At 50.5% G+C, this 25,718-nt stretch carries 22 protein-coding genes; 6 read left to right on the forward strand and 16 right to left on the reverse strand.

Annotated features, from left to right (window positions below; translation table 11 throughout):
- Nucleotides 1-14 precede the first annotated feature (14 nt).
- The gene (gene ald, locus U2H13_RS15320; protein ID WP_003152011.1) at nt 15-1,145 is read left to right on the forward strand and encodes an alanine dehydrogenase; all 1,131 of its coding nucleotides are present in this window, start codon (nt 15-17) and stop codon (nt 1,143-1,145) included.
- A 118-nt stretch (nt 1,146-1,263) separates the two neighbouring features.
- Nucleotides 1,264-1,941 (forward strand): YukJ family protein, encoded by a 678-nt coding sequence (locus U2H13_RS15325; protein ID WP_007613467.1) that lies wholly within the window; start codon nt 1,264-1,266, stop codon nt 1,939-1,941.
- Nucleotides 1,942-1,985: 44 nt separating this feature from the next.
- Here the strand turns inward: U2H13_RS15325 and U2H13_RS15330 are convergent, their stop codons facing one another.
- The 8 genes from U2H13_RS15330 to U2H13_RS15365 form a co-directional block, all read right to left on the reverse strand.
- Entirely contained in the window at nt 1,986-2,201 is a 216-nt protein-coding gene (locus U2H13_RS15330; protein ID WP_007408694.1) for an MbtH family protein, read from the reverse strand.
- Between the two features lie 18 nt (nt 2,202-2,219).
- Nucleotides 2,220-9,347 carry an amino acid adenylation domain-containing protein gene (locus U2H13_RS15335; protein ID WP_376700524.1) on the reverse strand — a complete coding sequence of 2,376 codons (7,128 nt, stop codon included), beginning with the start codon at nt 9,345-9,347 and terminating at the stop codon, nt 2,220-2,222.
- A gap of 14 nt (nt 9,348-9,361) precedes the next feature.
- Nucleotides 9,362-10,288, reverse strand: a complete 927-nt coding sequence (locus tag U2H13_RS15340; RefSeq protein WP_021495375.1) for an isochorismatase — start codon at nt 10,286-10,288, stop codon at nt 9,362-9,364.
- Between the two features lie 18 nt (nt 10,289-10,306).
- Nucleotides 10,307-11,932 carry a (2,3-dihydroxybenzoyl)adenylate synthase gene (locus U2H13_RS15345; RefSeq protein ID WP_053285184.1) on the reverse strand — a complete coding sequence of 542 codons (1,626 nt, stop codon included), beginning with the start codon at nt 11,930-11,932 and terminating at the stop codon, nt 10,307-10,309.
- Nucleotides 11,933-11,950: 18 nt separating this feature from the next.
- On the reverse strand, nt 11,951-13,147 hold the full coding sequence (gene dhbC / locus U2H13_RS15350; protein ID WP_121984656.1) for an isochorismate synthase DhbC: 1,197 nt from the start codon (nt 13,145-13,147) through the stop codon (nt 11,951-11,953).
- Nucleotides 13,148-13,170: 23 nt separating this feature from the next.
- Nucleotides 13,171-13,956, reverse strand: a complete 786-nt coding sequence (locus U2H13_RS15355; RefSeq protein WP_014418780.1) for a 2,3-dihydro-2,3-dihydroxybenzoate dehydrogenase — start codon at nt 13,954-13,956, stop codon at nt 13,171-13,173.
- Between the two features lie 135 nt (nt 13,957-14,091).
- A complete protein-coding gene (locus U2H13_RS15360) occupies nt 14,092-14,961 on the reverse strand; it encodes an alpha/beta hydrolase (RefSeq protein ID WP_021495378.1) in 870 nt (289 codons plus the stop codon).
- Between the two features lie 176 nt (nt 14,962-15,137).
- Complete coding sequence (locus tag U2H13_RS15365; protein ID WP_012118333.1) at nt 15,138-15,734, reverse strand: sulfite oxidase-like oxidoreductase; 597 nt, start codon at nt 15,732-15,734, stop codon at nt 15,138-15,140.
- Nucleotides 15,735-15,833: 99 nt separating this feature from the next.
- On the opposite strand from U2H13_RS15365, the gene U2H13_RS15370 reads away from it, so the two are divergent.
- On the forward strand, nt 15,834-16,427 hold the full coding sequence (locus U2H13_RS15370) for a biotin transporter BioY (RefSeq protein ID WP_007408702.1): 594 nt from the start codon (nt 15,834-15,836) through the stop codon (nt 16,425-16,427).
- Between the two features lie 47 nt (nt 16,428-16,474).
- Here the strand turns inward: U2H13_RS15370 and U2H13_RS15375 are convergent, their stop codons facing one another.
- Nucleotides 16,475-17,803 (reverse strand): Na+/H+ antiporter NhaC family protein, encoded by a 1,329-nt coding sequence (locus tag U2H13_RS15375; RefSeq protein WP_007613482.1) that lies wholly within the window; start codon nt 17,801-17,803, stop codon nt 16,475-16,477.
- Nucleotides 17,804-17,935: 132 nt separating this feature from the next.
- Nucleotides 17,936-19,426, reverse strand: coding sequence for a leucyl aminopeptidase (locus tag U2H13_RS15380; protein WP_007613484.1), 1,491 nt, complete (start codon nt 19,424-19,426; stop codon nt 17,936-17,938).
- A gap of 147 nt (nt 19,427-19,573) precedes the next feature.
- Here U2H13_RS15380 and U2H13_RS15385 point away from each other — a divergent pair, with 147 nt between their 5' ends.
- The gene (locus tag U2H13_RS15385; RefSeq protein ID WP_021495380.1) at nt 19,574-20,050 is read left to right on the forward strand and encodes a divergent PAP2 family protein; all 477 of its coding nucleotides are present in this window, start codon (nt 19,574-19,576) and stop codon (nt 20,048-20,050) included.
- A 29-nt stretch (nt 20,051-20,079) separates the two neighbouring features.
- On the opposite strand, the gene U2H13_RS15390 is transcribed toward U2H13_RS15385, so the two are convergent.
- The 4 genes from U2H13_RS15390 to U2H13_RS15405 all read right to left on the reverse strand — a co-directional run bounded on the left by U2H13_RS15390 (nt 20,080) and on the right by U2H13_RS15405 (nt 22,730).
- Nucleotides 20,080-20,721 (reverse strand): 3D domain-containing protein, encoded by a 642-nt coding sequence (locus U2H13_RS15390; protein ID WP_094296260.1) that lies wholly within the window; start codon nt 20,719-20,721, stop codon nt 20,080-20,082.
- A 100-nt stretch (nt 20,722-20,821) separates the two neighbouring features.
- Nucleotides 20,822-21,142 carry a YuiB family protein gene (locus U2H13_RS15395; RefSeq protein ID WP_003151989.1) on the reverse strand — a complete coding sequence of 107 codons (321 nt, stop codon included), beginning with the start codon at nt 21,140-21,142 and terminating at the stop codon, nt 20,822-20,824.
- A 68-nt stretch (nt 21,143-21,210) separates the two neighbouring features.
- Complete coding sequence (locus U2H13_RS15400) at nt 21,211-21,336, reverse strand: YuiA family protein (RefSeq protein ID WP_007408708.1); 126 nt, start codon at nt 21,334-21,336, stop codon at nt 21,211-21,213.
- 173 nt (nt 21,337-21,509) lie between these two features.
- Complete coding sequence (locus tag U2H13_RS15405; RefSeq protein WP_007408709.1) at nt 21,510-22,730, reverse strand: NAD(P)/FAD-dependent oxidoreductase; 1,221 nt, start codon at nt 22,728-22,730, stop codon at nt 21,510-21,512.
- 311 nt (nt 22,731-23,041) lie between these two features.
- Here U2H13_RS15405 and yumC point away from each other — a divergent pair, with 311 nt between their 5' ends.
- On the forward strand, nt 23,042-24,037 hold the full coding sequence (gene yumC / locus U2H13_RS15410; RefSeq protein WP_007613496.1) for a ferredoxin--NADP reductase 2: 996 nt from the start codon (nt 23,042-23,044) through the stop codon (nt 24,035-24,037).
- Between the two features lie 40 nt (nt 24,038-24,077).
- Here the strand turns inward: yumC and U2H13_RS15415 are convergent, their stop codons facing one another.
- The gene (locus tag U2H13_RS15415; protein ID WP_003151982.1) at nt 24,078-24,221 is read right to left on the reverse strand and encodes a hypothetical protein; all 144 of its coding nucleotides are present in this window, start codon (nt 24,219-24,221) and stop codon (nt 24,078-24,080) included.
- Between the two features lie 217 nt (nt 24,222-24,438).
- On the opposite strand from U2H13_RS15415, the gene guaC reads away from it, so the two are divergent.
- Nucleotides 24,439-25,419 (forward strand): GMP reductase, encoded by a 981-nt coding sequence (guaC, locus tag U2H13_RS15420; RefSeq protein WP_103526649.1) that lies wholly within the window; start codon nt 24,439-24,441, stop codon nt 25,417-25,419.
- Nucleotides 25,420-25,480: 61 nt separating this feature from the next.
- Here guaC and U2H13_RS15425 read toward each other — a convergent pair whose 3' ends face one another.
- The gene (locus tag U2H13_RS15425; RefSeq protein WP_003151978.1) at nt 25,481-25,702 is read right to left on the reverse strand and encodes a DUF5970 family protein; all 222 of its coding nucleotides are present in this window, start codon (nt 25,700-25,702) and stop codon (nt 25,481-25,483) included.
- Nucleotides 25,703-25,718 lie beyond the last annotated feature (16 nt).

Here is a 25,718-nt window from a genome sequence, read left to right on the forward strand (position 1 = left end):
TGGGGGAAACAGACATGATTATCGGGGTTCCAAAGGAAATCAAAAACAATGAAAATCGAGTGGCATTAACACCTGGAGGCGTTTCACAGCTTATCGGAAACGGCCATCGGGTTCTTGTGGAATCCGGAGCGGGACTCGGAAGCGGCTTTACAAATGAAGATTACGTATCAGCAGGGGCGGAAATTCTGGAGGACAGAAAGCAAGTATGGGATGCGGAAATGGTCATGAAGGTAAAAGAACCGCTGGCTGAAGAGTATGCGTATTTCCGTCAAGGTCTGGTCTTATTCACTTACCTTCATTTAGCTGCAGAGCCGGAATTAGCTAAAGCGCTTACAGAAAAAGGCGTGACAGCTATCGCGTACGAAACGGTAACGGACGGACGTTCCCTTCCGCTGCTTACGCCGATGTCCGAAGTGGCCGGCAGAATGGCCGCTCAAATCGGAGCTCAGTTTCTTGAAAAACCAAAGGGCGGAAAAGGAATTTTATTAGCCGGCGTACCGGGTGTATCCCGCGGAAAAGTCACGATCATCGGAGGGGGCGGCGTCGGAACAAATGCCGCGAAAATGGCTGTCGGACTCGGTGCCGATGTGACAATGATCGATTTGAACGCAGACCGCCTGCGTCAGCTTGATGATATTTTCGGGCATCAGATTAAAACATTGATGTCAAACCCTGTAAATATTGCAGATTCCGTCGCGGAAGCGGATCTTCTGATCTGCGCCGTGCTCATCCCGGGAGCCAAAGCGCCGACTCTCGTTACGGAAGAAATGGTTAAACAAATGAAACCGGGTTCCGTCATTGTTGATGTTGCCATCGATCAGGGCGGCATTGTGGAAACCGTTGATCATATTACAACCCACGATAATCCGACTTACGAAAAACACGGCGTCGTTCACTACGCTGTCGCCAATATGCCGGGCGCCGTACCGCGTACGTCTACGCTCGCATTAACGAATGTAACCGTTCCTTACGCGCTTCAAATCGCCAATAAAGGCGCGGCACAAGCCATTGCAGACAGCCCTGCGCTTAAAGCGGGCTTAAATACGGCTAACGGACATGTCACGTATGAAGCCGTAGCCAAAGACTTAGGCTATGACTACGTGCCTGCTGAAAAAGCAATGCAAGGTTCGGCTGCAAAAGCTTAATAGATATTGAAGAGGACAGCCTGATCAGCGGGCTGTCCTTTTTTCTTTCTCATAAAAGGAAAAACGGCCCCCTGTCTCGAATATCAATTCATATCCCGGAAGAAAAAGGAGGATTCATATGGCTGTTCAGCACTATGGTGTATTAAAAGGCACTGTGTCAGATATGAAAAGGGAAACAGATGATGATTCTCCGCATTTTCAAGTCGAGGTGCTAGGCGAGCCTGATACGCGCTATCGCTGTGCGATCAATGTCATGTCAAGTTCAAAAGAATCAGAGGTTCTGTATGCGGCACGCGATCATTTTGACGCAAGCGCGATCACCCTGCTGCCCAACATTCCGTATGGATATACCCCAATTGATGAAACCAGCCGTGAGCTGGCGCTGGATTATGTCCGCGGCGGATTGTTTGATCCCCGGAACATGGTGCCCCTCCCGCATGAAGTCACCGGTCCGGATAATGACTTAAATGACTTTATTGAGACGTACATGCAAAAAGCCAAATCAGAAAAAGCCACCGTCTATATTTACGGCTCTAAATTCGGGCCGGAGCCGGGCGCTGATAAGATTTTCGGGTTCAAGCCGACAAACGGCATGCATAATATTCATATGAATCAGGGAAACCCAATTGATACACGCTGGAAGAAGGATAACGGAACGTGGCACGACGGCGGTATTTTAATCCAGTTTGCAGACCAGTGGGCCGCGGTCTTTTTGGCTTTTCTGTCTCAGTCATGGTGCACGAATGAAGAAGGCCACCCTTATACATTCTGTGATCATACACAGCTTAACGGCTGATGTCCGCATAAAAAGCCTGCCGAAATAACGGCAGGCTTTTCTTATTACATTTTAGCGGCTTCGGCCTGTTTCAGGCTTTCCGGCCTCATATCACGCCAGTTTGTTTCAATATATTCGAGACAAACGGGGCGGGTTTCATTCGTGAGGCGGGTTTCCCAGCCGTCCGGCACATCCAGATAGGCCGGCCACAGTGAGTACTGGCCTTCAGCATTGACGAGCACGTGGTATGAGCCGTCTTCCCGTTCAAATGGATTTGTCATATCATCTCTTTCCTTTCTTTACCGGACTGTACGCCGTCCGTTTAATTTCTCTGCCAGAATCGCGCCGATGTCGGCAAGCGGGCCCGGCTGGCACATATCTTTATGGCGGCAGTCTAAGTCATACCGCTCGATTTTCCCCGTAATATACGGTTTCCAAGTATCCGGCTCAATCGGGTCAAACCACTCCGGAATAATCGTGGATCTGAAGAACAGCACATCTCCGTGGAACGGCTTCGGCTTGTATGTTCCTAACAGCCCGACAGAATTAACGTACGTGTCTTTCAGATTCATCATCACTGACTCGTCCAGGCTGGCTAATGCGCTTCCCTCACGGCGGAGAATGGTCAGCGCGGTGTCAAAATCAAGCGGCTGATCCCCGAGGCTGTCCGGGTCGTATCCTCCCAGGGCAAGCAGCGCAATAACGGCTTCCTCGTCATCAGGCGCATTTTTTATCGGCAGAAAATGATTCGGATACGCGTCAAGCATCACCAAAAGCGAAACCTCTTCACCCCGGCTCTGTAATTGTGTCGCCATGGCCTGAATGACATTCCCTCCGAGAGACCAGCCGAGCAGACGGTACGGCCCTTTCGGCTGCACGGTGCGGATTTTTTCAATATAATCCGCCGCCATGTCATCTAAGCTTTGCGGAAGCGGTTCTTTTTTTCCGATGCCTCTCGCCTGTAAGCCGTATATCGGATAATCAGCCTCTAAAGAAGACATCAGCCCGGCATAACACCAGCTGAGACCGCCGGCCGGATGGACACAGAACAACGGTGTTTCTTCTCCTGCCGTTCTGAGCGGAAGAAGAACATCAAGCGCGCTTGTGCCCGTTCCTGACTCAAGTCTTTCAGCAAGGCTTGCCACCGTAGGAGCTTCAAATAATGTTCCGATACTCAGCTCGGCTCCCATCGCTTCCCGAATACGGCTCATTAAATGAACCGCAAGCAAAGAATGGCCGCCTAAATCAAAGAATCTGTCATCAATACCGACACGCGGCAGGTGAAGCACCTCTGCGAACAGCTCACACAGCATTTCTTCCTGCGGCGTTCTCGGTCCCCGGCCGGTGACCTCCGTTTGGAAGTCAGGCGCAGGGAGCGCTTTTCGGTCAAGCTTTCCATTCGGTGTCAGCGGCAGTTCATTCATTTTGACAAAAGCTGACGGAACCATGTAATCCGGCAGGCTTTCTTCGGCAAACCGGCGCATGTCCCCCGTGTCCAAGGTGCTGCCGGCAGATCGGACAAGGTAGGCGGCCAGCCGTTTATCTCCCGGCCGGTCTTCACGGACGACTACGGCAGCATCCTCGACATCCGGATGTTTGACGAGAACCGCTTCGATTTCTCCCAATTCAATCCGGAAGCCGCGGATTTTAATCTGGTGGTCCGCTCTGCCCATATAATCAAGAGAACCGTCCTTCCGCAGGCGGGCTAAATCCCCTGTCCGGTACATTCTCGTTCCCGGCGGGCCGTACGGATCAGCTACAAAGCGTTCGGCGGTCAGGCTTTGCCGCCCTAAGTAACCGCGTGCCACGCCTCCTCCGGCCACATACATTTCGCCCGTGATGCCCGGAGGCACAGGCTCCAGCCGGTCATCAAGCACATATACGTTCAGATCAGGAATGCCGCAGCCGATGAGGCTGTTTGCCTTCAGTTCGGCAATGTTTTTGTCTAATTCAAGGTAACTGACGTGCACCGTCGTTTCCGTAATGCCGTACATATTCACGAGCACCGGCTGATTGTCCGCGTGGCGGCTGTACCAATCCTCAAGCCGGCTCAGCTCAAGCGCCTCGCCGCCGAAGATGATATATCTGAGTGCGAGCTGACGCCCCAGCTCTTTGTGTTCTTTTTCCGCATGCATCAGCTGGTAAAACGCTGACGGCGTTTGGTTAAGTACGGTCACCCGCTCTTTCACGAGGAGATGTAAAAACGCTTCCGGCGATCTGCTGATGTCATGCTTCACGACGACGAGACGTCCGCCGTGAAGCAACGGCCCCCACATTTCCCAGACAGAGAAATCGAAAGCGTAGGAGTGAAACATCGTCCATACATCATCAGAATGAAAGTAATACCAATGCCGCGTCGACTCAAACAGCCTGATAACATTGCTGTGCGGAATGATGACACCTTTCGGCACACCTGTTGATCCCGACGTGTAAATGACATAGGCCGGGTGAAGCGGTGACAGCGGACGAATACGGTCGGCATTCTCAGGGTTCGTGACGGCATATTGCCGAAGTGTTTCCTTGTTCTGCGGATCATCCAAGATGAAGGCCGGCATGCCGCTTTCGATAGAGAGCTTACTTGCGCCTTCACGATTGGTGAGCATAAATACAGGCTTGGCATCATGTAACATAAAAGCGATGCGGTCCGCGGGATAATCAGGATCAAGCGGCAGATACGCTGCCCCCGTCTTCAGGACGGCTAACAGCCCGACAATCATATCTAAAGAACGCGGCAGCGCCAGTGCGACAAACTGCTCCGGGCCGACGCCGCGGGCAATCATCATGTGCGCGAGCTGATTGGCTCTTTCATTCAGCTCTTTATAAGTGAGTCCGCTCTCTTCACATACTGCCGCCGTTTCATCCGATTTTGCGGCGGCCTGTATTTCAAACAATTCAGGCAGTGTCTGCCGAGGCTGAATATGCTGTTTTGCCCGTTTAACCGGCAAAAGCTTCCGGCGCTCTTCATCAGAAAGAATGGTTAAGCTTCCGATTGATTTATCCGGATGTGATACGGCATCTTCGAGCAGAAGAAGCAGGCGTCCGGCAAGTGCTTCAGCCGTTTCTTTTCTGAATAAGTCCGTACTGAACTCCAGCAGGCCTTCAATACCGGCAGGCGTACCGTCGTCATGGCGCTGTTCAGCCAATTCCAGCGTCAAATCAAATTTGGACGATCCGACACTGCTGATTTGCAGACTTGTTTCCATATCAGGAAGACTGAGTACAGGATCAGGCGTATTTTGGAATGCGAGCATCACTTGGAACAGCGGATGTCTTGACCGGGAACGAACCGGATTCAATTCTTCCACGAGACGTTCAAACGGCACGTCCTGATGTTCATATGCTGCGAGATTCATTTCCCTGACCCTTTCAAGGAGCTCACAAAAGCTCGGATCGCCAGAGGTATCGGTTCTCAGTACGAGTGTATTAATGAACATACCCACAAGGTCTCCCAATGCGTCATCACTGCGGCCGGCTATCGGACTGCCGATCGGAATATCGGTCCCTGCACCGAGCCGGGTCAGTAACGCGGAAAGCCCTGATTGAAGCACCATAAACAGGCTTACGCGCTGATTTCTGGCAAGTGAGAGAAGACTGGCATGAAGCTCTTGGCCAATGTTGACCGGAATGACGCCGCCCCTGTAGCTTGATTCAGCAGGACGCGGAAAATCAGACGGCAGCTCCAGCTGATCCGGTACATTTTCAAGCGTTTTCTTCCAGAAATCCAGCTGGCGCGCAATTAAGCTCTCAGAATCAGACGCGCTGCCTAAAAGCTGCTGCTGCCAAAGCGCATAATCCGCATATTGAACTGCCAGCGGCGCCCATTCTGCTTTTTCACCTGTTTGCCGGGCGATATAGGCTATGGATAAGTCACGCATGAGCGGATTCAAGGACCAGCCGTCACCTGCGATGTGATGCAGGAGAATCATCAGCGTATACTCGCCGTCACCAAGATCAAACAGCTCAGCCCGGACGGCCGGCTCTTTAGCGAGATCAAACCGATATCGTGCCGCAGCGGCAAGCATGTCTTGGAGCTCGTTTTTGTCCGCACGTGTCACGGTAAACACAGGGCGGGCTTCTTCAGCAGATAAAATGAGCTGATGAGATGATCCCTTATTTTCCGGAAAAACGGTGCGCAGGCTTTCATGACGGCTGACAACATCGTAAAAGGCGTGTTTCAGCGCTGATTGGTCAAGCTTACCTGACATGCGGACTATTACCGGAATGTTGTAAGTCGGGCTTGGCCCTTCAAGACAGTAGAGAAACCAAAGACGCAGCTGCGCAAATGACAGCGGGATGTGCTCCGGCCGGTCAAACGGCTTGAGCTTAGGCCGCGCACTCTTTGCGGTGTCAAGCTGTGCGGCGAGCCCGGCAACGGTCGGCGTATCAAACAGACGGCCGATGCCAAGCTCTGCGCCCATCGTCTCCCGAACCCGGCTCATCAGGCGTCCGGCTAAGAGCGAATGTCCGCCCAATTCAAAGAACCCGTCATCAATTCCGACCCGCGCGAGACCGAGAACCTCGGCAAACAGATCGCATAATATTTCCTCCTGCGGCGTCCGCGGCCCTCTGTCAGACAGGACAGCGGAAAAATCAGGGGCAGGCAGAGCGCTGCGATCGAGCTTCTTATTCGGTGTCAGCGGCAATTCTTTCAGCTGTACAAACGCGCCCGGCACCATATAATCCGGCAGGCTTTCGCCCATATATGCACGAAGTCCGCCGACATCAAGGGGCTGATCCGCGACAGCGTAAGCCGCCAGCCGCTTATCTCCCGGCTGGTCTTCACGGACAATGACGGCGGCCTGCGAAATACCCGGATATTTCGACAGCACTGACTCAATTTCTCCTAATTCTATCCGGAACCCGCGGATTTTAATTTGGTGATCGGCTCTGCTGATATAATCAAGCGAGCCGTCCTCACGCCAGCGCACGAGATCTCCCGTCCGGTACATCCTCGCGCCCTCGGGGCCGTACGGATCGGCAATGAATCTTTCAGCTGTTAAATCAGGACGGTTATAATAACCTCTGGCAAGCCCCTCACCCGCGATATAAAGCTCGCCCGCGATTCCCGGCGGGACGGGCTGCAATGCGGCGTCCAGCACATATACCCGCGTGTTCCAAATCGGCGTTCCGATCGGAGGCGCCCCCGTATGGTCTTTTGCAAGCGGCTGTGCGGCCGACCAGATTGTTGTTTCAGTCGGCCCGTACAGATTCGTCACCGTACAGCCTGATTCAAGCAGAGCATGCATAAGCGCGTTCGGAAGCGCCTCACCTCCGACAAGCACCTGCAGCGCCCGGAGAGAATCCGGTTCATTGGTGACTAATGAATGCCACAATGTCGGCGTTGCCTGCATGATTGAAATACCGTATGAGTGAATCATGTGCGCAAGCGCCCGCGGTTCCTGAATCGTCTCTTTACGTGCGATGACGCACCCCGCCCCGCTGATGAGCGGAAGGAAGAGCTCAAGTCCGGAAATATCAAACGCCGCAGTCGTAACGGCAAGCAGGCGGTCTTGTGCGCCGAGCGGGAACATTTCCCGCATGGATAAGAGGAAATTGCTTACGCTTTTTAATGTGACGACTACGCCTTTCGGTTTGCCCGTTGAGCCCGATGTATAAATGATATAAGCGGGGTGCAAAGGCGAACATTCCGCCTGAGCGGGACAGTCAGCATTTTGAGCGGCAACGGTTTTTACCGTATCCGGGTCATCGAGAATGATCCTTTTTGCATCACTGTCTTCCGGCATGCGGCCGGATAATTCCATCGTTGTAATCAGGCATGCAGGCTGTGCATCTTTGAGCATGTATGTGATCCGCTCAGAAGGAAAATCAGGATCAAGCGGCAGGTATGCGGCTCCCGTTTTCAAAACGGCCAGCATGCTCACGGCCAACTCCTGTGACCGCGGAAGCAGCAAAGCGGCAAATTGTTCCGGTCCCAGCCCCTTTTCCTTTAGCATGCCGGCAAGCTGGTTCGCGCGCTTGTTCAATTCGGCATAGCTGAGCTCTTCGTTTTCGGTGATGATTGCCGGCCGGTCCGGTGTTTTTACGGCCTGTTCGTAAAACAGCTCCGGCAGACTTTTCTGCTTCTCGGCCTTGCGCGTGTCATTCCAGCTTTCCAGTACGCGGAGACGTTCACTTTCAAGCAGAAGGTTGAGTGTGCCGATTTTTTGTGTCTGGTCTTTCACAGCGGATTCCAACAGAAGCAGGAATCGTTTTTGATGGTTTTCAATATCTTCGGCGCTGTACACTTCCGGATTCGCATCAAAGTCCACACGCATTCCGCTTCCGTCCGCTCTGTCGTAAACGTTAATTGACAAATCATCAACGGGCCCGGCTGATAAGTTATGAACGGCGCCCGGCGCTCCGGCGAAATCAAGCGCGTAGTCAAACGGCATCACATTGACTTGCGGGCCGAACAGCCTGCGATTTTCTCCGAGCAATTTAAGGTCGCGGCGCATATCTTCATGGCGGTATTTCTGATGGCGCCGGATGTTTCGGATTTCTTTTGCCACTTGGCTGACGGCCTCATGAAAATTCATATCCGGGCGAAGAGAAAGCCGTAAAGGCAGAAGATTCATGACCATACTCGGAATATTCAGTGAAATCGAGCCGATCCGCCCCATCATCGGTAAGCCGAGCACGATATCCCCCGCGTTTGTCATCCGATGGACATATACCGCCGCTGCGGCCGTGACGGCTTCATGCCAGTTCGGAATCGCTTTTACATGCTGTAAAGACGTTTCAGAAAGATAAGCCGTGCTCCTGTGAAAGCTTGTTGACGTTCTCGGCGCTCTTTCCGCCAAACTGACGACATCAGGTTCATCCGCAAATTTCTCCATCCAAAATTCCCGATCTTTCAGGAATTGATCAGACGCGCGGTACTCTTGATCTTCTTTTACCAGACCCTCCAAAGAACCGAAGGAGCGCCCGTTATCCGGACGTCCCTCCCGTATTGCGGTGTACACTTGCGCCGTACGCCGTGCCAGCAGTGAAAAACCGTAGCCGTCTATCGCAATGTGGTGAATGCGCTGATACCAGAAAAAGCGTTCCGGTCCCGCCTGAAATAAAATGTCGCGGAACAAAGGCCCGGCCGCCATATCGACGGGCTCATCCAAATCTGTCTGCATGAGTCTGAGTGCGGCCTGCTTCGGATCAGCTTCTGAACTCACATCTATGACATCGATCGCAGCCTCAAATGGAGGATTGATGATCTGCTTCGGCCCGTCTGCCCCCTCCTCGAAGCGGGCGTGTAATGACGCGGCTTCTGTCAGCACGCGTTCGAGAGCGGTTTTAAATATGTTCACATCGATCGCGCCGTTTATCTCAACGTACTCGCCTGTATTGTAAATCGGATTATCAGGATCAAGCTGCTGCGCAAACCAGATACCGGCCTGTGCGCCTGTCAGAGGCAGCTGTTGTGTATCATGCATTCTATTCTCTCCCTTTATAAATAATCTGCGTTCGGCAAGACTTTTTGAGATCGGGAAGAAAGAAGTCTCCACCACTCTTCCAGCGTCGGGTTCTCCGCCAGTTCCACAAACGTCACTTCAGCTCCGTCACGGCGCCATTGTTCGACAAGGCTCATGATTCTGACGGAGTCAAGACCTCTATCCAGCAGGTCTTCATGATCCGGAATATCAGACGGTGATTCTTGAAGAATCGCCGCAATTTGTTCCCGCACCCGGTCTTTTGTCAATACGGCGGAAGCCTTCTCTTCTCCTTCAGAAACCGGCGCGCCGCCCAGCAGCTCCAGTACTTCGTTTGTCAAAGCCGTGTAAGCGCAGCGCTGAGACGCATATTCGATGGCCATCTTATGTTTTTCCGAAGAAAAATCAGCCACGGCGTCTCCGATAAAGAAGCTTTGGATATCATCCATAAATGCTTCACAGGCTGTGACGAGACAGCCGATGTGTGCATAAATTCCCGTAATCATGAGCTGGTCTCTGCCGCTTTCACGCATGATGTCAAGGAGATTCGTCCGTTTAAACGCGCTGTATCTCCACTTTGTGAGGACAATGTCCTGATCATCCGGGGCAAGCTCCGGAATGACCTTTTCTTCATAAGGCCCGCTTTTTAGCCCCGGCCCCCAAAAATCCGTCAGCAGCGCGCGGTCCGCCGGGTCTTGGCTGCCCGGCTGCGCGGTATACACCACCGGAATGCCGAGTGCTTTGCATTGCTCTTTTATTTTTTTGATATTCTGAGCCGCCTCCGTGATCGGAGCCTCACCTTTCGCAAAAGCATCGACGAAATAATTCTGCATGTCATGGATCAGAAGCACCGCGCGTTTCGGATTCAGCGTCCACGATACTTTATTTTCAGGCATATCTGACGCTGTCGGCAGCGCATATGCGGGAATAGACGGTATAGCCAATGTAAACACTTCCTTTTTTTAAGATTGTTTGATTTCAGCCGGCTTTACTTTTTGGGCGATCGTTTCGCGAAGATCCTTTTTACTGACCTTGCCGACGCCGGTTTTCGGGAAAGAAGCGATAAATTCAATCCGGTCGGGGATTTTATATGCCGCCAATCCGCGCTCACGTAAAAATGCTTTCAGCTCTCCCGGTTTCGGCGCTTCTCCTTTCGGGATGACGAACACACAGGATCTCTCCCCGAGAAAATCATCCGGCATTGAAACCATGGCCGCATCATGAACGGCAGGATGCGCAAGAAGGTGATTTTCCACCTCCTCAGCGGCTATTTTTTCACCGCCCCGATTGATTTGATCTTTCGCACGTCCTTCGACGATGATATAGCCGTCCGCCGTCAGTTTGACGATATCGCCGGTCTGATAAAATCCGTCGGCTGTGAATGATCTTTCATTATGTTCAGGCGCTTTATAATATCCGCGAATCGTGTAAGGGCCGCGTGTAAACAAATGTCCCGCTTCACCGGGGGCGACATCCCGCCCGTTATCGTCTAAAACCCTGACCTCATCAAAAGGTGACATCGGTCTGCCTTGCGTATTGACAATGATCTCTTCAGGATCATCCAGTCTCGTATAATTCACCAATCCTTCCGCCATTCCGAAAACCTGCTGAAGGGTGCATCCGAAAGCGCTCTTCACGCGGCGGGCCGCCTCAGCGCTGAATTTGGCGCCTCCCACCTGCAGCACTTGAAGGCTTGATAAATCATCACTTCGCGAACCGGATGCGTCCATCCACACCATCGCAAGCGGCGGGACGAGCGCTGTAATTGTGACACGTTCTTTTTCAATTAACGGGAAGCAGTCATCCGGACTCGGCGTCGGTGACAGAACAACCCGGCCTCCGGCATATAAAGTTCCCAGCACACCCGGCGAGCTGAGCGGATAATTATGCGCTGTCGGCAGAGCGGCCAAATAAACGCTGTGATGATCCAAGCCGCATATTTCCGCGCTGATGCGCAAACTGTATATGTAATCGTCGTGTGTTCGCGGAATCAGCTTGGACAGCCCCGTACTGCCTCCTGAAAGCTGTAAAAAGGCGACTTCCGCCGGGCTTATATCTTCCAGCTGAACAGGCTCTCTATGCAGGCTGCTCAGTTCTTGAAACTCTTCAGCTGCGCCGGCCACAATGACATGCGCCAAATCCGGAAGTTTGTCTTTCACCTGTCTGGCAAGCGCTCTGTAATCAAAACCTGAATGCATATCAGGAATGATGTATGCTTTCGCCTCTGCAAACTCGCAGAAATACGTAATCTCACTGCTTCTATGAGAAGGCAGTGCGAAAACGGGCAGTGCTCCGAGCCGGAACAGCGCGAAAATCACTTCAAAAAACTCAGCGATATTCGGCAGCTGAACGACAACGCGGTCTTCCTTTTGAATTCCGAGCTTATGCAGTCCCGCCGCTAAACGATCGGCCCTTTCATCTAATTCTTTGTAGCTCCAATGTACATCTTTACACGTCACGGCAGTTTGATTTCCGTATAAAGCCGCGCGCTCTTTCAGCATTCCTCCGAACGTCTCACCCTTCCAGCAGCCGTCTTTTCGGTATTTGTCAGCCCATTCTTCCGGCCATGGCGTAAATCCAGTCAGCACGATCCGTTCCCTCCTTTTTTACAACTCATCTTGGTAAAGCCCCATCGCCCGGAGCATGGTGCGGAATTTGGCCGAGGTCTCGTCCAGTTCATCCTGCGGCTTTGATCCGGCGACAATCCCGGCACCCGCAAAGAGCCGGAGAGACCTTGTTTCCGCTTCGGCGCAGCGGAGTGCGATAATCCATTCTCCGTCACCCTCAGCATCACACCAGCCCGCCATTCCCGTGTAGAAATTGCGGTCAAACGGCTCAATATCCTGAATTGCTTCTCTCGCCGCATCCGTCGGCGTTCCGCATACCGCGGGTGTCGGATGCAGGGCGATGGCCAGCTCAAGTGATGTCGTTGACGGATCACGCAGCTCTCCCTTTACCTCGGTGGACAGGTGCCACATCGCCTCAGTTTTAATGAGTGACGGTTTTTCCGGCACATCAAGCACACGGCAGAACGGTTTAAGGGCGGCGGCCACGGCGGCCACGACTACGGCATGTTCATGCAGATCTTTTGCTGATTGCAGCAGTTCTTCCGCTCTTCTCTGATCCTCGGCGGGATCTGTGCTGCGAGGTCTGGAACCTGCCAGCGGATTGGACAGAATCGATGTTCCGTTTTTGGACAGCAGCAGTTCAGGACTTGCGCCGAAAAGCGTTTTTCTTGTTTCTGACGTTCCCGTCACATCCGCAGCGAATGTATAGCCGCGCGGGTTGTGCTGCGCCAAATGCTTGACGGCCTGAGGAATGTCGATATCCTTTTCAGCGGTCAGATGAAGCGTCCTTGACAGCACGATTTTGCTGAGCGGACCGTCCGTAATGTTGAATACGCCTTGTTCCACACCGCTCATAAAGCCCTCAGGCTCCGGAACGGGACAGATGTCATATGTATTGGATTGCGGCTTTTCTGCGGAAGATTCCGCAAACGAAAGCGGGCCTGCCGTATGGACATTCTTCGGTACAAAAAGCCGGGAAGCTTTTCTGCTGTCAAAAGGAATGGCGCCGGCCGCAATCGGATGTTTGATGCCGGCTTGCTTTGCCTCAAGAAGCGTCTGTCTCACGCGTTCAGGCAGTGAATCCAGCTGATTTTCCGCGTCTGTATCAGGCACTTCCGCAAACATTCCTTCCGCAAGCATCGTACTTTTCGGGGAAGCTAAAAAGAACGCCCCGGGCTTGTAAGCGTCCAGCACCTCTTTTGCTGACACTTCCGCCAATAAATGTTGATTTGTCATGTTTGTCCCTCCTTCTCGTTAAATCAAACGCCTAAAGTAGCGCCGCCATCAACGCATAAATCATGCATCGTAATATGGTTTGCCTGTTCAGAAGCCAGAAACAAAACGGCATTTGCAATATCAGAAGGCTTCGCCAGCTTTTGAAGCGGAATTCCCGTTTTATATGTATCAAGCGAACCTCTGATGACGTCCCGGGCTCCGTTCTCGTCCTGCCACAGCGCCCGCTGCATGTCGGTTTCCGTTGAACCCGGAGATACGATGTTGCAGCGGATATGATGGGCCGCAAGCTCCAGTCCGAGGCATTTCGTAAACATGACGGCAGCCGCTTTTGACGCCGCATAAGCCGCCATGGAAGCACGCGGAACGCCGGCTGCATTCGAACCGACCGTAACGATGGCGCCTTTTTGACGCTCAATCATGTACCGGCTTACAGCCCGCGATACATGAAAAACGCCGGTCGTATTAACAGAAAATGTTTGATCCCAATCTTCATCACTGAGGGATTGCACCGGACCCGGCCGCAGCACGCCCGCAACGTTCGCCAATATTTCAATAGGCCCCATGTCGCGTTCAACGGCGGCGATGATATCATTGACAGCCGCACTGTCAGATACATCTGCGGCAAACCCCTGCGCCTGCACGCCTTTTTTCCGAAGTCTGTCAGTAAGCCCGAGAAGCAGGTCTTCATTTGTATCTATAGCTGCCACATTTACGCCTTGTTCAGCAAGGGCAAGCGCTGTTGCTTCTCCGATGCCTTGAGCGGCGCCGGTGACAACGGCCGTTTTCCCTTTCATTCCCAATGCGTCCATATTATCATTCCCTTTCTATATTGATAATGATTATCATTATCAATTATGATTCAAGACAATCATATCCAAATCAAAACACGCAGTCAATTAGAAAATTAGAATCAGCCGCATTTAGTTCGAAGGGCCTGTTTTTTCTCATACGGGAGAATACGGGGTATGCGGCCCTCCCGGATTCAGGCAGAAACGCAGGGCTCTGCTGATTAAAACGGGCAGGACAGAAATATGGCCTTCTCCTTCAAACTCGCTGTATTCAGCACGGACTCCATCATCTTCAAACCCGGATAATAAAGAGTACAGCGCCTCTGCGTGCTGCGGGATTCTGCTTTTATGTGTTTTTTCAATTTCTCCCGCAGCCAGCAATACGCTGACTTGAAGATTTTCCGCAGAGAGCCGGTCTGACAAACGTTCCGCTTTTTCCTGAATAAAACGCTTGTTCCAGTGAATTGACGGACTCCCGGCAACATAGGTCTGAAACATGTCCGGCCTCGTCAAAAGCACTTGCAGCACAAAAAGACCGCCCAGCGAATGGCCGAAAATCGTCTGCCTGCCTCTGTCGATCGGATAATCCCGCTCCATCGCGGGCTTTACTTCTTCTTCTATAAACTCCAGAAATGCTTCCGCCCCTCCCTGTTCGGGCCATGCCGCGCCGCGCGGATGCACCGGCAGTTCTGATTCAGAAAGCGGCATCGTAAAATCACTGTGACGTTCGGCGGAAAACGGCTGATCTGTCGGGTAGCCGATTCCGACAATCACCGCCGGAACAACGCCTGTTTTTTCAGGCCGTCGGCTTTGCACCCGCAAAGCTTCGGCCATTGTGCCGAATACGGAATTCGCATCGAGCAGGTATATGACGGGGAAGCCGGATGCAGGCGGTTCTTCTTGAGGAAAAGAGACAAAGATACGATACGTACGGCCTCCTTTTGAGCGCATTTCTCTTACTTCTGTGCCCGGAACCGCGTATCGGCCGGCCGGCGCGAAACCCCGCTTTATTTGTTTTCCGTCCATTATGTGTTCATCCCCTTTGCGGCAATTGCTTTATCTATGCTTATTGATAATGATTTTCAATATCAAAAGACACCTCAAATAATAGGTTTTTTGCCAAACAAAGTCAATGGATTTTTGATATAAAAAAAGCACCTTATTTCAATAAGGTACCTAAGAACTATATAGTGATAGGAGGCTTAATCCCATGTAAAGCGCTCATTCTTCCATGGATCTCCCCTCATATGGTAGCCGTTTTTCTCCCAAAAGCCGGGGTGGTTTTCCTTTGTGAACTGAATGCCGCGCAGCCATTTGGCGCTTTTCCAAAAATAAAGATGGGGGAAAACGCCTCTGAGCGGATAGCCGTGCTCTGGCGTTAACGGCTCGCCGTTATGCGCATATGCCAGCAGGGATGTTTCCCGCGTAAAATCAGAAAGCGGCAGGTTGGCCGTCCAGCCCTCTTCAGCGTGCAGAATGACGAATCCCGCTTCTTTGTGCACGCCCGCTTTCTCAGCGATGTCTTTGGCGCGTATTCCCTGCCAGATATTATCAAGACGGGACCAGCCCGTGACGCAATGAATATCATTTTTCACTTCGGCTTCCGGAAAGGCTTTGATATCTTCAAAGCTTAACAGCATAGGACGGTCAACAAGTCCGTACACTTGCAGATTCCATTTTGACATATCTTCATAATAAGGAACATTTCCGGCGTGAAGCACGGGAAACTTCGTTGTGACATTTTGGTTTGGCGGAATCCGTTCCGACTGTTTTGTTTGTTTCGTTTTCCCGAAAAACATATGGCTCCCTCCATTTAGTAAACCTGCATTAAATCTTTGTTGACAATCAATCACCCTTCGATTACGCTAATCTGGTACAAGTGTAAGGGGGAAAAACAAATGAAACAACGCAACCTTCGTGCGGGCGATATGGCGCTTATCGGCATGTTTGCCGCACTGATGGCCGTCGGCGCCAACATTACATCAATGGCTCCTTTTTTGCAAGTTGCGGGAATTCCGTTATCGCTGCAGCCTTTCTTTTGTCTGTTAGCCGCGATGCTTCTCGGCGCCAGACGGGCAGCCATTGCAATGACGGTATACGCATTGGCCGGACTCGCGGGGGCGCCTGTTTTCGCCCAATTCTCAGCAGGCTTTGCGCCGTTTATCGGAAAGAGCGGCGGATTTATTCTCGCTTACATCCCGGCGGCATTTGCAGCCGGATGGCTGCTGGAAAAAACAAAAAAACCCGGCCGCCTGCATTATGCATGGGCCTCTTTGATCGGTACCGCCGTCATTTATATCATTGGCACGACCTATACGTATATTGCGCTGAAATTATGGCTTCATGCTCCGATCAGCTACGGAATGGCCTGGTTTTACATGATATGGTTTTTCATAAAAGATATCGTTTTAGCACTGTTATTGGCATCAATCGCGCCTGCCGTATACAGGTCTATTCATAAAGCGACGGGGTTCAGCAGAAATCCGGCGTAAGATGTTCTCAGCATACAAAAAGGCTCCCCTTTCCGGGAGCCTTTTTTTTACAGGACAAGCGCGGCAATCCAGCCGAATATCACAAGCGGAATGTTATAGAAAATAAATGTCGGTACGCACGTATCCCAAATGTGGTGGTGCTGTCCGTCGGCGCTGAGGCCTGACGTCGGCCCGAGCGTACTGTCACTTGCAGGAGAACCCGCATCACCGACCGCGGCGGCCGCTCCGATTACGGCGATCGTCGCCATCGGGCTGAATCCGAGCTGAGCGCACAGCGGGACAAATATGGTCGTAATGACGGGTACGGTTGCAAATGATGATCCGATTCCCATCGTGATTAATAAACCGACCACCAGCATCAGGAGCGCGCCTAATGATTGGCTGTGGCCGATAAAGCCTGTTGATGCTTTGACCAAGGAAGCCACATCGCCCGTTTTATTCAATACATTTGAAAAACCGGCTGCAACAAGCATGACAAACCCGATAAAAGCCATCAGAATCATGCCGTCCGTGATCAGCTTATCCGCTTCATTGCGCTTCATGACTCCGCTGATAAACAGCGTAAACAAGCCGGCAAGCGCGCCCATGATCATACCTTCCACTCCGAGCACCTGTGACAGATAGAGCTGAACGGCAAGCGACACGGCAATGGAGATCAGGGCGATGGCAATGCTTTTTTTCGTATAAGGAGAAGACGATAGTCCGGCAATCTCCTTCGTCTCATATTTCTTCGGTTTCCGGAAGACGATGACGGCTAAAATTAAACCGACCGCCATCCCGGCCGTCGGGATGATTAAAGCATACGGGATATCACTGAGCGGCACCTTTAAACCGGCTGACGCCATATTATCTCTCAGCATCCCCTGGAAAATCTGTCCGAATCCGACAGGCAGAACGATATACGGCGCAGTCAGTCCGAATGTCATCACACACGCGATCAGCCTGCGGTCTATTTCAAGTTCGTTAAATATTTTTAAAAGCGGCGGAATCAATACAGGAATAAACGCAATGTGAACGGGCACCACGTTTTGCGAGAAACAGGATATGATTAAAATAATCAGTACGATTAACACTTTTGACAGTGCTTTTTTCCGCGAATCTTCCTTTTTTCCGATTAGTTTGACAGACGCTTCCACCATTGCATCGGGAAGCCCCGTCTTTGTCAGCGCCGCGGCAAATGCTCCGAGCAGCGCGTAGCTGACCGCGACGGTGGCATTTCCGCCGAGACCGTCCGTAAAAGCCTTCACCGTCTCTCCGAGGCCTAAGCCGCCGGTCAGCCCGCCGGCAAGCGCGCCGATCATTAAAGCTATAATAATATTGACACGCAGCAGGCTTAAGACGAGCATGAGCAATACTGCGACAACAACAGCATTCATTGATGAGTCCCTCCAAAAATCCTTTAGTTTGCTAATGTAGTAGATAATTAAAGTTACCATATATTCTGCGCTTTAGTCAACTAAAGATTTTGGAAATCAAAAAACCCGCTGCATCAAGGCAGCGGGCTGCTGTTATCTTTCGGGCGTAAACCGCTCAGTCAAAACAGCCAACGTCCTTGCCATGACGCCTGTTGCGCCGGCAGGGCCGAAGCATGTCGCTTTATTCGCCGTTGCGGTTCCCGCAATATCGAGATGAACCCACGGCGTGTTTTCCGCGAATTCACCAATGAATGCCCCCGCCATAATCGCGTGGCCTTCTCTTCCCGGAGAATTGTTCAAATCAGCCATCTGACTGTTTCTCACCCGTTTTTTATCCTTTTCTGTAATCGGAAGCTGCCAGATCGGCTCGCCGGATTCTTTCGCCGATTCCGCCACCTGTTCATAAAACGCGGCGTGATTGGTCATAGCGCCTGTCATTTCGTTCCCTAAGGCGACAATGACACCGCCCGTTAACGTTGCGACGTCTACGAGGACAGAGGCTCCGTGCTGCTTGGCGTATGTGATGCCGTCGGCAAGCACGAGACGCCCTTCCGCATCGGTGTTCAGGATCTCAATGGTTTTTCCGCTGAGCGAAACGATGACATCATCCGGCTTCATCGCATCGGACGAAATCATGTTGTCCGTAGACGGTATGACAGCGAGCACGTTTTGTTCAGGCCGCAGTTCGCCAATAATCTCCATTGCCCCTAATACCGAGGCGGCCCCTCCCATATCGCTTTTCATGCCGACAATGCCGGTTTTCGGCTTAATTGAATATCCGCCCGTATCAAAGGTAATTCCTTTACCGACCAGGCCGATGACGTCTTCCCACTGATCTTTGCCCTGGTACTTCAGAACGATCATTTTCGGCGGTTCGGATGAGCCCTTGTTAACAGCAAGCAGCCCTCCCATGCCGAGCTCTTCCATTTCATCTTTTTCTAAAATTTCACACTCGAAATCGTATTTTGCCGCAAGCTCAGCGGCATATGACGCCAAATCAGTGGCCGTCAGCATATTACCCGGCATATTCACAAGCGTGCGGGCTGAATTCGTCCCTTGGCCGTATGCCGCTCCGACGTTCAGGCCGGCCTGCACTTCCCTCAGGTCTTCTTCGGTCACGGCGCAGACTGATTTCAGTTCCTGATCCGGCTCATTCGATTTATGTTTATAATCCTGCACTTCGTAAACCGCAAGCAGACAGCTTTCTGAAAGCGCATGAGCGGCATCGGCGGCAGGCACTTCACCGGAGACGAATGTATCGAGCAACACGGATACTTCCTGTTTTTTATCTTGATGAATCTGCTGAAATACTCGTGCAAAGCATTCTTTCGTATCTTCAAACGAATAATCCGCTTCTCTTCCCAGGCCGATAAAATAAATACGTTTCATACCGGTCGCAGCCGGAGGGTATACTTTTGATACACGATTGCGTTTGGCGGACACATCACCATCCTTTAACAGCTGGGTCAGATGACCGTCCAATTTATCATCCAATTCCTTCGTAAATCCGTTCAGCGTGCTTTTTTGAAAAAGACCGATGACCAGTGTTTCGGGATGCCGCAGTTGATCAGATGCATAAAACATGAGTACACACTCCTTATGTGGGTATTTGTTATGTAAAGTGGTATAATGAAAAAACATTTTTCATTGATTTTATTTTACCAAACTAAGGGCGTTTTCTGCAGTTTTTCGATGCGATCGGAATCAGCAGATACAGAAAGGATGTCGCATATGGATGTACTTATGAATTTTCCTTTACTGGCGAGTTTTGCCGCCATTATTTTTGCCCAAGTTGTAAAAGTGCCTATTCAATTTATCGTATCCAAAAAACTTGACTGGTCTCTTGTGACGAGCACAGGCGGCATGCCGAGCTCCCATTCCGCCGCCGTCACCGCGCTGTCAACCGGAGTCGCTTTGGAACAGGGGCTGGACTCGCCCCTGTTTGCAGTCGCCGCGATTTTCGCCGTCATTACGATGTTCGACGCTACAGGTGTCAGGCGGCATGCGGGTGAACAGGCGACGGTCATTAATAAACTGGTCATCGACTTTAATCGGTTTGTCAGCGAAGCGAAGGACTTTCAGAAAGCGGAAGAGAAAGAAAAACAGAAGAAACTGAAAGAACTGCTCGGCCATCAGCCGATTGAAGTATTCTTCGGCGGCGTCACCGGTATTGTGCTGACATTGATTTTAGATTATTTCTTTATGTAAAAAACGCTTCAGCGGACGCTGAAGCGTTTTTATTCTTTTACCGTTTTGTATTGATTTCTGAACACTTGCAGCGACTTGGTTTCGTTCAGCTTTACAAGTTCGTCCTCGGTCACTGTGCCGTTCCCTTTTTTAATCATGTAGACCTCAAGTGTTTTTTTGCCCCAATTGTTATAGACGTCCTTGACGGTGTCAAAGTAGAGGTCAAGGCGGCTGCCTTTAATTTTTGAGCCGGTATCGGCGACAACCCCGTAACCGTAATTCGGTATAAACAGAATCGTCCCGATCGGGAAAACAGACGGATCGGCCGCAACAGTTGAATATAAATCTCGTTTGACCTTCACGCCTGAATATGTAATTCCGTACTGCGGATGCCCGGGAGATTTTCCGGTAGATTCCGCTCCGGCGGTATAACCGGTGGCCGTCACCTTTTGTGACGGATAGCGTTCCCAGTCAAAAGCTTCTTCCAGCGGTTTTACCCTGTCTGATGCCTTCTTTTCCGGCTGATTCTGTAAGGATTGAAACGGAGTGCCGATGTTTTTCAAAACGGCGCCGCGATGTTCCGTCATCCAATTTGTCAGATCCTTTGCTTCAACACCGGTTATGGAAAAGTATGTCGCATGGCATGCGCCCAAAAAGAGCACGATCATGAATACGCGTCTGATTATCGTCAATCTGAAATCACTCTCCTCCGAGTCATTGTTCCCAACTCGGTGAGGTGCTATACAAAAAGCGCCGCGACACAAAAAAAGCTTTCTCGAATAAGAAAGCGGCTTAAAACATTTGATATCCTCTTTTTCTGAGCGCCTTTATGGCAATGCCTGACATGATGGCTCCCGCCAGTCCGCCCGCCAAAATCACAACATCCGCAACCGCTAATGACATGATGCGCTGAAACAGGCTTTGAAAGGATTCCCCCGGCGCCTGCACGTAACTGATCATCTTTTTATTGCTGATAATGAAAAGGCATACAATCGGATAGACAACAGCCATAATCCACGACATTCTAAGCAGCATGTTCAACAGAAAGCCTATGCCGAAAAACAGTACAAAAAATAGTACGATTGAGATCAGGACAACCGGCAAACTAATCACAAACATCCACCCCCTACAGCACTTTCAGTGTACCTCGGGGGCGGTAAAAAAGTCAACGTCTGGAAAAATCAGCGTCTCTCTTTGCCGCTTCCCTGGCAGGAGGGACATGTTTCGGAGCCGCCAAGAAGCAATTGAAAATACCCTTTACCTGAGCAGAACGGACACGCCGCCGTGCTTTTTGCTGTCGTTTTCATGCGGATCACCCTTTTTCTTAATTTTCTGATAATATACCATATTTACTTGTCAAGCACCAAGTCAGAATATGTGACAAATCAACTCATGTAAGCGGAAACATTCATTTTTTTCTCTTACATGCTTTTTATAGCGCTCTTTTCTAAAAAAAGAGAAAACCCGCGGCCGCGGGTTTTCAGAAGAATTTAAACTTCCCTTTTTTCAGCGTCAGGCCCAGTCCGCCGATCATAAAGAGCGAGCGGTTGTCAATGACCTTTTTCATAAAGGACGCCGGCATGCCTTTGAGCTTCCTGCCGTATACGACTCCGACAGCGTTATGCTCACCGAGGGAGGCGACGGTTCCTTTAATGTCAGGCTTGAACTCTTCAAGCTGGCCTCCTTTAATCAAACCGCCCAGATTTTTGGCGACCGTTTCTCCTTGCTGCATCGCGATCTGAGCAGTCGGCGGGTACGGCCGTTCCGTCTCTTCATTGATAAAGAGCGAGCTGTCGCCGAGAATAAAAACGTCATCATGTCCCGGCGCCCGAAGATCAGGGTTGACCTTGACACGGCCGCGCATATTTTCAAAACCCGCTTCCTCCACGATCGGATGCCCGCGCACGCCCGCGGCCCAGACAACGGTCTGCGATTTGATTTCTTCCGGCTCTTCATCTTTCTTGCCGACTGTGACACCGTCTGCGCGGCATTCTTGAACCGCGGTGCCGATTTTAAATTCAACGCCTTTGCTCTCAAGGTATTGAACGGCGTAATCGACAAGCTCCGGATCAAATCCCGGCAAAACCGTCGGGGCGGCCTCGACACAGACGATCCGGACGAGACTTTCATCTATATCATAATATCTGCATAACTCCGGCTTGCGGTTCGCAAGTTCACCGAGAAATTCAATTCCCGTAAAGCCCGCTCCGCCGACAACGATGGTTAAGCGGTCAGGGCGTTTTTCGGCCTCCGTATTGTATGTCGCAAATTGGAGCTCAATATGGTCTTTCAGCTGGCGCGACGTATTAATATTCGCGATCGGAAAAGCGAATTCTTTTAAGCCTTTAATCCCGAATGTTTCAGGGACGGCGCCAAGCCCGATGACAAGATAATCATAAGGGATGTCCCCTTGTGAAAGCGTCACCTTTTTATTTTGCACATCTATCGCTTTTACGGTATCCTGCACAAATTTGACCCGTGATTCATTGATTACATCTTTTATTTGATATCTGCAGCGGTCATGATGCAGCGTTCCTGCGCTCGCTTCATGCATCCATGTCGTTTCATAATGATAATTGTGTTTATTGACCAAAGTAATGTCAGCGTCATTTGCCCCGATATGCTTCGGAAGCCTTGTTACTGTCATTAATCCACCATAACCTGCACCTAAAACCACGATTTTGGGTTTATTCAATGCCATCACATCCACCTTCTTTTTTTTGCTGTTAGACGCATAATCAAATCAACATTTGTATTAGCTTCAGCTTATTGGCGGGATTTTATGAAATGAAATATAAAATTTTTTAGAAAACCGCACATGTCTGCATATCACCATACTATCCGGAAGAATCAGAAAACATTCAGGAAAAAACAGATTGGAATTTTTCCCCATATTAGCGGCGGCCGCAATTTTTTTCAAGAATGAAGCGGCCGGGCGGTTTTCGGCACTCGTCATCCTTTTAAATTGTATGTTATAATTAATAACAATTTTCAATTAGGAGGCAATTTGGTATGCAAGAGGATTCAAAGGTTTATGATATTACGGTCATCGGCGGCGGCCCGGTCGGCCTGTTTACCGCTTTTTACGGGGGAATGAGACAGGCGAGCGTCAAAATCATCGAGAGCCTGCCTCAGCTTGGCGGCCAGCTCAGCGCGCTGTACCCTGAAAAATATATTTATGATGTAGCCGGATTCCCGAAAATCCGCGCCCAAGAACTTGTGAACAACTTAAAAGAGCAAATGGCAAAGTTCGATCAGACCATCTGCTTAGAGCAGGCCGTTGAATCTGTTGAAAAACAGGCGGACGGTGTGTTTAAGCTTGTCACGAATTCAGAAACGCATTATTCAAAAACGGTTATTATCACCGCGGGAAACGGCGCATTTAAGCCGAGAAAGCTTGAGCTGGAATCAGCGGAACAATATGAGGGCAAAAACCTGCATTACTTCATTGACGACCTCAATCAATTCGCAGGCAGACGCGTTGCCGTTCTGGGCGGCGGCGATTCCGCGGTGGACTGGGCGCTCATGCTTGAGCCGATCGCGAAAGAAGTCAGCATCATCCACCGCCGTGATAAATTCCGCGCGCATGAGCACAGTGTCGAAAACCTGCATAATTCTAAAGTCAACGTGCTGACACCGTTTGTTCCCGCTGAACTTGTCGGTGAAGACCGGATCGAACAGCTCGTTCTCGAAGAAGTGAAAGGCGACCGTAAAGAAATCATTGAAATTGATGACCTGATCGTAAACTACGGCTTTGTTTCTTCTCTCGGCCCGATTAAAAACTGGGGCCTTGAAATCGAGAAAAATTCCATCGTCGTCAAAAGCACAATGGAAACGAATATCGAAGGCTTCTTTGCCGCCGGAGATATCTGCACATATGAAGGCAAGGTCAAGCTGATCGCCAGCGGTTTCGGCGAAGCTCCGACAGCCGTGAACAACGCGAAGGCTTACATGGACCCGAAAGCGCGCGTCCAGCCTCTGCATTCTACAAGCATGTTTGAAAAATAATATAAAAAAGAGTCTGTGTCATACCGGCACAGACTCTTTTTTATTTAAACATCCAAATATAATTCATGACGGTTCCGACAACAAGCGCAATGACAAGCGCCGACACGACCCAAATCGTGCCTAAAATAATCCGGTCCTGAATTTTCTGGGCTTTCGGGCTGTGCCCGGGCTGTTTTTGTTCCACACCGGCCCCTCCCTTCTTCTGCAAATCTATCTATCGTAACAAATGTCTTACAACACCCAATACTACTATGATAACCAAACTGCAAATGGATGACAAGCTGACCGTTTATGAGGCGGCATGAAATCATTTGACATTCCTGACAAAACAAAGTACATTATAAAAAGACGAACATTTTAATTTTATTTAATTCTATTATTCGCTTTTAGGGGTGTTATATATGGAAAATGTATTTGATTACGAAGATATTCAGCTGATTCCTGCAAAATGCATTGTTGAAAGCCGATCTGAATGTGATACATCAGTTACGTTGGGCGGACACACGTTTAAACTTCCGGTCGTACCGGCCAACATGCAGACGATTATAGATGAAAACATCGCGGCCTGGCTCGCGGAAAACGGGTATTTTTATATCATGCACCGCTTCGAGCCGGAAAAACGCCTGACTTTTGTCCGGGATATGAAAGCGCGCGGACTGATTTCTTCCATCAGTGTCGGCGTGAAGGAAAATGATTATGAATTCATCCGGGAGCTGAAAGCACAGGAGCTTGTGCCGGATTATATTACCATTGATATCGCACACGGCCATTCCAATGCCGTGATCAGCATGATTCAATTTATTAAAGAACATGTCCCGGAAAGCTTTGTCATCGCAGGGAATGTCGGGACGCCTGAAGCTGTAAGGGAGCTGGAACGCGCGGGCGCTGACGCGACAAAAGTGGGAATCGGCCCCGGGAAAGTCTGCATCACCAAAATTAAAACCGGCTTCGGAACCGGCGGGTGGCAATTAGCCGCGCTTCGCTGGTGCGCAAAAGCGGCGAGCAAACCGATCATTGCTGACGGCGGTATCCGCACGCACGGCGATATCGCGAAATCCATCCGTTTCGGCGCATCTATGGTCATGATCGGATCATTATTCGCCGGCCACGAAGAATCACCGGGACAAACGATCGAAATCGATGGAAAGCTTTACAAAGAATATTTCGGCTCCGCTTCTGAATTTCAAAAAGGCGAAAAGAAAAACGTCGAAGGCAAAAAAATGCATGTCGAACATAAAGGGTCTTTACAGGACACGCTGGTTGAAATGGAGCAGGATCTGCAATCTTCCATCTCTTACGCCGGCGGCAATACACTCGAAGCCATCCGCAATGTCGACTACGTGATCGTAAAAAACTCTATTTTCAACGGCGACAGATTTTAACACGCAGCAGAGCCGCAAAAAAGATAAAAAAATGACATTCAATATGAATGTCATTTTTTTATTAAATACCGAAATAAAGAGCCGCACTGGCTAACAGATTAATCACAAAAATAAACAAAAAGATGTAACGAATGAATTTATTTTGCACCGGAGCAAATATAAAGAGATATAGTCCTGCCACCCCAAAAGTAAGAACAGGAAACAGCCACTCAAAGGATAAAGAAATGATATAACCGATAATCATAACAATCGGCACACCGATTAATGATAATTTACTTCTCATATGATTTCTGCCCCTT

Source organism: Bacillus sp. A1 (assembly GCF_042296235.1).
In the GTDB taxonomy this organism is placed as follows: Bacteria; Bacillota; Bacilli; order Bacillales; family Bacillaceae; genus Bacillus; species Bacillus velezensis.